Genomic DNA, 8238 nt, shown 5'->3' with positions numbered 1-8238 from the left:
GGGGCTCACCTCTTCCCATTCCGAACAGAGCAGTTAAGCCCGACAGCGCCGATGGTACTACGAAAGTGGGAGAGTAGGTCGCCGCCTTCTTTGAAAGCCCTTCACGAAAGTGAGGGGCTTTTTTTATGGCCTGAAGTCACAGCTAACAAGTAACAGGTGACCATGCCTGCGGCTTGGCAGGCAAGTAACAAGTATCGTCTTCGCGAGCGATCCCGATACTTCGGGAGAGCGTGGCGATCTTCTCATTAAAACATCAGGGCTTATAAGCACTGGCTCACCCCTCCGGTTTTGCTTTTTACTAGCTCTTTATGAAGAAGCCCCTGATAACCCCAGTACCATAATTGGGAGATCGCCACAGGTCTGCAGGGCAGCCCCTCGCGAAGACGATGTCATTCTTTGGAATTTGGGATTTGGAAATTTGGCGTAGCCAAATCGGTTGAGGGCTACTTAATCAGGAGCTAATTAAAAAGACAATCTCAAATTCTCTAAAATAAAACCTTATAAACCCGTATTTTTGTAACCCGTAACCCGTAACCCGTAACCCGTAACCCGTAACCCGTAACCCGTAACCCGTAACCCGTAACCCGTAACCTGCTACCTGTCACTCCCCTAAACCAATTCATAAATAGCACTGTCAACGATTTTTAAGACAGAACGTGAGGGAGAAATTCGATGAGAGGTCTTCATAGTTTCAATATCGCGGTTGATTTGATCTTTAAACCTTTTTTCGGTAAGATTCCCTTCCTTATAAGCGATAAGTTTTGCAAACCAATTAAAATAAGGGAAATCCGGGTACTGTGATAAAGCCAACTGCTCTTTTTCCAGGATCTTATACTTCTTGATAAGCTTCTTCACCGTATTGTATTCTCCGGCATAGATCAGCGACTCAAAATAATTTCTAAAGAAACGACTCCAGTTGTGTTCCAGGATGTCATTTTCGTAGATCTGCAGTTGATTCTCAGCATAATTGCAGGCCTTTTCAAAAGCATTATTCCGGTTATAACATCGAATCATTGAATATATAAACTGGGTTCGATTGTAGCGGTTTGAGGTGTTCTTCACATAAGGAAGGGCCTCCTGCATTAATTGCAGTGCTTTTTTCTCCTTACCTAATTTTAAAAGGTTGTAGCTGTAATTATTCAGGTACATGATGTAATCAGGACCGTCGTGCATGATGGATAATTCACCGTAATGCAAGGCCAGGTCATGCTTGTGAAGCTTCATGAGAAGAAGCTGCTTGTTTCCGTAGTAATTGATAAGTAGCTTGCGGGAATAATAATTTCCATTGACGATGTCTTCTTCTATGTCTCCGTAATACTGAAGTGCTTTTTGAATAAATCGGTAATCCATCAATGACAGATAAGTGAGCAATACCAGCGATTGATATCGGTTTAAACCGTCAAGGGATTTGTCTTCAATATTTTTTTCCAGCCAGGGCAACCAACGTGATGACTTTTCGCTTAATGTGCTCTTGTAATAATCTTCAACGATATCTGAGGTCGCCTGGGTGATCCTGTTATAGAGCTCCTTACTGCGGGTGTACTCATCCTGGTAGAGATGTATAAAATTATTGATCGTTTCATAGTCGTTCATTCGTACCCTGATGAGCAGAAAGGTAAGATATCCTTTTACCACTTCATAGAATCTCATAAAGTGGTACTGATGTGGCTTGTACTCTGAGATAAGCCTTAGGAGTTCCTTTTCTTCTTCCGTGTCTATCAGGTCGGCTTTGATCCTGGTATCGAGATCGTTCAGCTTTCGGTAGAATACATCGGTATCATTTTCCTCCAGATTGGATTGCATCCATTGCATGAGGTGAGAATACTTACGCTTGTTGATCGTGGTGTCATATTCTTTTACAAACCCACCGGAATGAATATTATGGTACACCGTTTCAAAAATGTTCAAACGGTCATCGTCACGAAACTGTTTGATCCCGTTTAATAGACTTACCTCATGAGGCAGCAGACTTTCGGTATATTCTACGAATTTTTTTAGTTTCATCAGATTACGAGTCCTCCGTCAACACTTAATGTAGTTCCTGTAATGAATTTTGCCTGGTCAGAGGCCAGAAAGGCGTACGCCATGGCAATATCTTCCGGCTGACCCAGACATCCCAGCGGGGTTTTGTTTTCCAGGTCGCTGATTACCTTTTCCGGAATGGTTGTCACCATTTCTGTAGCTATAAATCCCGGGGCAATGGCGTTGACGCGAACTCCCTTCTTACCAAGTTCTCTGGCCCATACCTTGGTCATACCTATAACTCCTGACTTTGTGGCTACATAATTGGTCTGCCCGAAATTACCGTACAAACCTACCACCGATGCTGCATTGAGAATAACACCTTTACCTGCTTCCGTCATATGTTGGGCAGCTGCTTGTGTACAGTGAAAAACCCCGCTTAAATTCACATCGAGCACTTGTTGCCATTGATCTTCAGTCATTTTTTTAAGGGTGGCATCTCTTGTGATTCCTGCGTTGTTGATCAGAACATCTATTTTACCATGTTCATCAATGATGGTGCTCATAGCCTTTTGTACAGCAATTCGGTCTGTAACATTGACTTTCATGAACTTTAATAAAGGATTATTGGCTTCAGCAAGCAATTTATCACCTTGTTCTGAGTTAATGTCCCAGCAAATTACGGTACCTCCTCTGGATAAAAACTCCATCGCAGTGGCTTTACCAATGCCATTGGCGCCTCCGGTTATGAGAATTACTTTATTGTTAAAGTCAGTCATAAGTAAGTTTTTTCTAAAGCTATTATATAAAAAGGATACTAAAACGAGGGGTTTTTTAATTATTAGTTGTTGACAATTTTAAATGTTGTGTGTATGTCTTTGTTGAAATCACTGTAATCCAGTTAATTAAAAAAGTCAACGCGAAAATGGACTTTTAGTAAAAATCACAAGGATAGGGTTCCTGGCATCGAGAATGGCCTGAATGCAGGGTCCTAACTACCTGATTTAGATGAAAGGTTTTTACTTGACAGTGGTTTTATTGAGTATTTACTGTAAAAAGTCAACCCCTACTTTTTACTTTTTCTCTTTTTGAAGAAGGAGATAGATTAATTAATATTAGGCATTGAAATGGCAAAATACCCATAGCCATTTTGTGAAAACACCAAAATCACCAAAACTAAATTGAGAATTTAATAGTATGGATCAAATTTCCCCAGGATTAACCATTACCGCTTTAGCCGTCTTTGTATTATTAATGATAGGCATGGTATTAAAGTCAAGGACTTCTTCAGATAATTTAAGATCTTATGCTGTTGGTAGTCTAAAGTTTAGTCCTATAATGGTGGCTCTGGCGCTTGCTTCATCACTCACCAGTGCAGCAACATTTATTATAAATCCGGGATTTATTGCTTTATACGGACTTAGTGCTTACCTGGCATTTGGAGTGGTAATGCCGCTGTCTATTTTTCTCGCCCTGGTGTTTTTAATGAAGCGATTCAGGAAATACGGAGTTGATGTAGGCTCCCTCAGTATTGCAGATTGGGTAGGGAAGCGTTTTAATTCGACATTCCTGCAAAAATTATTCGGGGCCTTGACCATTCTTTTAATAACCTTTATAGTGCTTATATGTGTAGGTATCACCAAAGTGATCTCAAAAGCAGTTGATGCAGATGAGTTGACTGTATTGATAGGTCTCGTTATAGTGGTGTTTGCCTATATCATGTTTGGAGGAGCAAATTCATTAGTGTATACGAACTCTATTCAGGCCGGAATCATGATCCTTGTAGCCGGAGTTATGCTGTATTCAGGTATTGACAAGGTTTTTGCTCCGGGAGAGGCGAACCTTTTTAACCAGCTGTCGACTATTGATCCTATGCTGGTGCAACCTTTTAATCAGGAAAGCCCGTTGTTTCGTGACTTCTTTGAAGTTGTAATATGTAATGCCCTTATAGGTATAGCCATTGTTTGTCAGCCTCACATCCTTACAAAGTCGCTGATGTTGAAAGATGACAAACAGGTTAACAAATTCCTGGTATATGCCATCCTTATACTGATTCTTTTCTTTTCGGTAGTTTTTGTTGGCTTCTATGCAAGATCATTCTATCCGGACCTTATGGTGGATGGACAACTTTTGCAAATGGATGGTATTATACCGGCCTTTGTGGTGTCAAGATTCTCAGCCTATATAAGTCTGTTGCTTATTATTGGTCTTATTGCGGCCGGACTTTCTACCCTTGAAGGTTTAATACAGTCTTTACCCACGTCCATTACGAATGATCTGATCCTTCCGCTTGCAGGGTTAAGTGGAGAGCATCGTTCTGCCATGTTACTGAACAGGGTGGTGAGTATCGTAATGGCTGTACTTGTGGTGGTATTGTCTTATTGGCAGCTTACATCGCCGGAGCTCAGCGTGGCTATTTTTGCTCAAAACGGGGTGTATGCCTTCTTTAGTGCGGCCTTTGTGCCTGTGTTCTTTGGGATATTTACCAGGGTGCAAAATAAGGTCTTGCCTATAACAGGTACACTGACTGCACTGGTGGTTTATTACTCAGTGTACTACCTGGAATTGACTCCTTATATGCAGGATGTGAGTCCTAAGAATCCGGCGATCGCTTCGGCCTTGTCGTTGGTGGCTTCATTCACAATTTCAGGGGCGGTATTTATATACCTGCGGGTTTCGGGAAAAGAGAGAACCGAGCTAAGCCTGAAAGGGGTCAATAATACCACAGCATAAATAATTTTTGAATTCTATGTTTAAAAAACTGATAATACTATTTATTTGCATGCCGCTAATGACGATATCTGCTCAAATGGAGAAGGAAGATTATTTTACACCTGAAAACGGAAAAACAAACATGTTTTATCGTGAGCAGGGGCAGGGAGGGCCTGTGTTGCTAATGATTCATGGATTGGGAAGTAACTCCGGAGCTTTTAAAAAGCTGGAAACTTTGGCTTCTCAGTATGGGACGACCGTGGTGATAGATCTTCCGGGTTACGGAAGAAGTGAAGATCAGGGTTTTGAAGCCGGAATGAAGAATTACGCTGAACTTATAAAAAATTTCGTTGAGGATCGAAAGTATCAGGATGTTATTCTAGCCGGTCATTCCATGGGTGCGCAAATCGCTATGACTGCTGCATTGCAGGAAGAGAGTCAAAGCTGGTTGTCGGGCTTATTCCTGATGGCACCGGCAGGTATTGAGACCTTTAGTGAAAATGATCATGCGTGGTTTAAAACGTATGTTACTCCGCAAACGATGTCGTTAGTGCCCGACACCCAGCTCAAACAAAATTTTGATATCAACTTTGCCTCCGGGAAACTTCCTGAAGATGCCATGTTTATGTACGAAGAGCGTTTAGCCTTAAAGGAAGATAATGAGGCATTTATGGCTTACCTGAATATGGTGAGCGATAATGTACAGGCCATGTTAAACGAACCGGTCATCAACAGGCTCCCTGAAATAGAACAGCCGGTCTGGATCATGTACGGTGAGCAAGACTACCTGATTCCCAATAAGCTGCTGCATCCTGCGCTTACAATGGAGGACCTGAAAGCATCTTGTAAATTCAGTAATCCTGAAAGTAAGTTTATGACCATAGGTAATGCCGGGCATTTTCTGGTATGGGAACAGCCTGAAAAGCTGAATAGTCTATTGAAGGAATTTACCGAATTGAATTCATCTGAATAATTAATAAATCTTTACTAATCTTTTTAAAACACCTAAACTGAAAATTATGAATACCAAAAGTTTTTATCTGTTGCTTTTCGGACTCTTCTGCAGTTTCGGCATTTATGCGCAACAATACACTATTAGTGGTACAGTGACCGATAGTGATGGTATGGCGCTGCCGGGGGCAGCTGTCTTTGCCGCTAATCAGGCTATCGGAACCTCTGCTAATGAAGACGGAGAATACCAAATAACCGTTAATGCAGGGAAAGTGATCCTTGAAGTAACCTATGTTGGGTTTTCTAAATCATCAAGAGAGATCCTGGTAAATCAGGACATGCAAGGCGTAGACTTTACCTTGAGCCCTGGAGTGGCTTTGGACGAAGTAGTAGTTTATTCCGGTTCTAAGAAGGCGGAAAAATTAACCAACTCGCCATCAACCATTGTATCAATCAGTCCAAGAGAAATTGAGGAATTTCCGGGGAATCCTGCAGAATTGATCGCCCGTAAGAAAGGGGTTGATTACTTCCGTGCAGGTATCGCTACTCCGGCGTTCAACATTCGCGGATTTAACTCAAACTTTAACTCCAAGAACCTTCAGGTAATTGATAACAGAATTTCATCCTTGGTTGCTACAGGACTTCCTTTAGGACCTTTGTCTACCGTGATTAAGGAAGATACTGAGCAGGCTGAAGTTATACTGGGACCTAACGCTACCTTGTACGGACCTAATGCCCACAACGGTTTGATCAATATTAGAACAAAGGATCCACGTACGTACCAGGGTGGTACAGTGGTAGGTAACCTTGGTGTTAATGGAGATGGAAATGCCTTTAATTCTCTTCGATTGAGATGGGCCGATAAGGTAAGTGAGAAGTTCGCTTACAAAGTTACCGGAGAGTATACTAGAGCAGAGGAATTCGAATATGCTGACTCAGTATATATAGATCGTAAAGACGCTCTAGGTAATATTTATGCCCCTGGAACCCCTAATTCAGAAAAGGATGGTATAAAAGAAGGATATGAAGAATTTCAGCTGGATCCTGATGTAGAATTTATCAAGGCGGGGGCTACGGCTATCTATACCCCTTCTCCGGGAACAGATATTATTGCTACCTATGAGCACAGTAACAGTACCTACCTTTCGCCTACCAACGTCGGTAGAAACCAGATCGTAGACTGGAAGATCAACGTATTCCAGTTACGTTTTAACACAAAGAACTTTTTTGCCCAGGTATACCGTACCTCATCAAAGACTGATGATACCTACTCTATTGACGACAGAACTAAGGCATATTATGCCAATTTAGATGCGGGCGTTCCTGAAGACGTAGCAGGAGGAGAAGCATCTTTTGCTACAGGAGCGCGTTTTCGAGATGATTCACATCGCTGGAATGCAGAAGCCCAGTATACCAATACCCTCTTTAATGATAAATTAGAGGTAGTTACCGGGATTCAATGGCAATTAGACAGAGCTAACAGTTTGGGGTCTTATCTGCTAGATGAGAACGAAGAGGACTACATCGAAGTTGGCCAGATTGGTGGATACGCGCATATGCTTTGGGATATGGGTCTTGGATTTAAGGCTCTGGGTGCAGCAAGAATCGATAACCACGAGATATATGGCACCAATTTTATTCCTAAGGCCGGTATTATCAAGGAATTCGGAAAAGGAACGTTACGTTTGACTTACGGACAAGGAATCGCGGCACCAACCATCTTTAACATGTACGCTAATCTTTTTGGAGGTCTGATCCTTGGTAACGCAGAAGGTTTTAGTGGAGTAAATCCATTTACTAACGAAGCCTTTGTGGTTGCTGCACAGGAGGTTGAAAAGCTGAACACCTATGAGATCGGATATCGTGGTACCATTGGAAGTAAGCTTTACATTGATGTGAATGCATACTTTAACAATAATAAGAACTTCTTGAGTCCGGTAACAGCCTTCTTAGGAGTTACCCAAAGAGGTGATACGCCTATCGAAGAGGTCCAGGCTATACCTTACGGACTGGTTGCTACCTATATCAACTTTGGTGAAGTAAATACTTATGGTACTGACCTGAGTCTTACCTATATGATTAGCCCTTCATTGAATGTAACAGCGAACTACTCGTACTTTGACTATTCATATGATGAGAATAATCTTGAAAATGACTTCAATAACGACGGTGTTGTAAACTATCAGGATGTTTTGGTAAATGCACCTAACAACAAAGGAAGTCTTGCTGTAAACTATTCAGGAGATAAATTCTATGGAAGTGTATTCTCTCGTTGGGTAGAAGAGTATAATTATTTCTCAAGCTTCCAGATCGCTTCTGAAACTATTCCTGGTGAAACTTACCGAGGAACACCGATTGTTGAGAATGCGCCTGGTACTGATTCTTTCAACTATGGTCCGCTTGGAGGGTTTGTAACCTTGGATCTGAACGCCGGATACAGAATTAGCGAAAAATTCAGCGTTGGGGTGGCTATTACCAACCTGTTCAACCAGGATCTGAGAGAATTTACTGCAGCACCTCCAACAAGAGGACTGTACTTACTGGAAACCAAGTTTAACTTCTAAGATTGAAGTAACAACGAGAGTTTCCAACTTTCTCTGAAATAGAATTATT

General features: G+C 41.8%; 5 protein-coding genes and 1 rRNA gene. 4 read left to right on the top strand and 2 right to left on the bottom strand.

Features of this window, described 5'->3' with window-relative positions; genetic code table 11:
- Positions 1–90 (top strand): 5S ribosomal RNA (rrf, locus tag E7Z59_RS10615); the annotation flags it as partial.
- Positions 91–609: 519 nt separating this feature from the next.
- On the opposite strand, the gene E7Z59_RS10610 is transcribed toward rrf, so the two are convergent.
- Both E7Z59_RS10610 and E7Z59_RS10605 read right to left on the bottom strand, forming a co-directional pair.
- Positions 610–2004 (bottom strand): hypothetical protein, encoded by a 1395-nt coding sequence (locus tag E7Z59_RS10610; protein WP_136336292.1) that lies wholly within the window; start codon positions 2002–2004, stop codon positions 610–612.
- Positions 2004–2741 carry a beta-ketoacyl-ACP reductase gene (locus tag E7Z59_RS10605; protein WP_136336291.1) on the bottom strand — a complete coding sequence of 246 codons (738 nt, stop codon included), beginning with the start codon at positions 2739–2741 and terminating at the stop codon, positions 2004–2006. The genes E7Z59_RS10610 and E7Z59_RS10605 overlap by 1 nt, the downstream gene beginning before the upstream one ends.
- Before the next feature lie 418 nt (positions 2742–3159).
- Between E7Z59_RS10605 and E7Z59_RS10600 the strand changes: the two genes are divergently transcribed.
- From E7Z59_RS10600 to E7Z59_RS10590, 3 genes are read left to right on the top strand one after another with little or no spacing between them, the layout of a single operon-like run.
- On the top strand, positions 3160–4695 hold the full coding sequence (locus E7Z59_RS10600; protein WP_136336290.1) for a sodium:solute symporter family transporter: 1536 nt from the start codon (positions 3160–3162) through the stop codon (positions 4693–4695).
- A gap of 49 nt (positions 4696–4744) precedes the next feature.
- Positions 4745–5647 carry an alpha/beta fold hydrolase gene (locus tag E7Z59_RS10595; protein WP_170226044.1) on the top strand — a complete coding sequence of 301 codons (903 nt, stop codon included), beginning with the start codon at positions 4745–4747 and terminating at the stop codon, positions 5645–5647.
- Between the two features lie 46 nt (positions 5648–5693).
- A complete protein-coding gene (locus E7Z59_RS10590) occupies positions 5694–8189 on the top strand; it encodes a TonB-dependent receptor (protein ID WP_136336288.1) in 2496 nt (831 codons plus the stop codon).
- The last annotated feature ends 49 nt before the right edge of the window (positions 8190–8238 follow it).

The organism is Robertkochia marina, assembly GCF_004799345.1.
Lineage (GTDB): Bacteria > Bacteroidota > Bacteroidia > Flavobacteriales > Flavobacteriaceae > Robertkochia > Robertkochia marina.
Note: the sequence above shows the minus strand (reverse complement) of the source record. Positions and strands in the feature narration are given on the sequence as shown.

What these genes read in the sequence shown, in the direction of transcription:
- E7Z59_RS10610 (WP_136336292.1), bottom strand. Translation starts at nt 2,004, where the DNA reads ATGAAACTAAAAAAATTCGTAGAATATACCGAAAGTCTGCTGCCTCAT.
- E7Z59_RS10605 (WP_136336291.1), bottom strand. Translation starts at nt 2,741, where the DNA reads ATGACTGACTTTAACAATAAAGTAATTCTCATAACCGGAGGCGCCAAT.
- E7Z59_RS10600 (WP_136336290.1), top strand. Translation starts at nt 3,160, where the DNA reads ATGGATCAAATTTCCCCAGGATTAACCATTACCGCTTTAGCCGTCTTT.
- E7Z59_RS10595 (WP_170226044.1), top strand. Translation starts at nt 4,745, where the DNA reads ATGCCGCTAATGACGATATCTGCTCAAATGGAGAAGGAAGATTATTTT.
- E7Z59_RS10590 (WP_136336288.1), top strand. Translation starts at nt 5,694, where the DNA reads ATGAATACCAAAAGTTTTTATCTGTTGCTTTTCGGACTCTTCTGCAGT.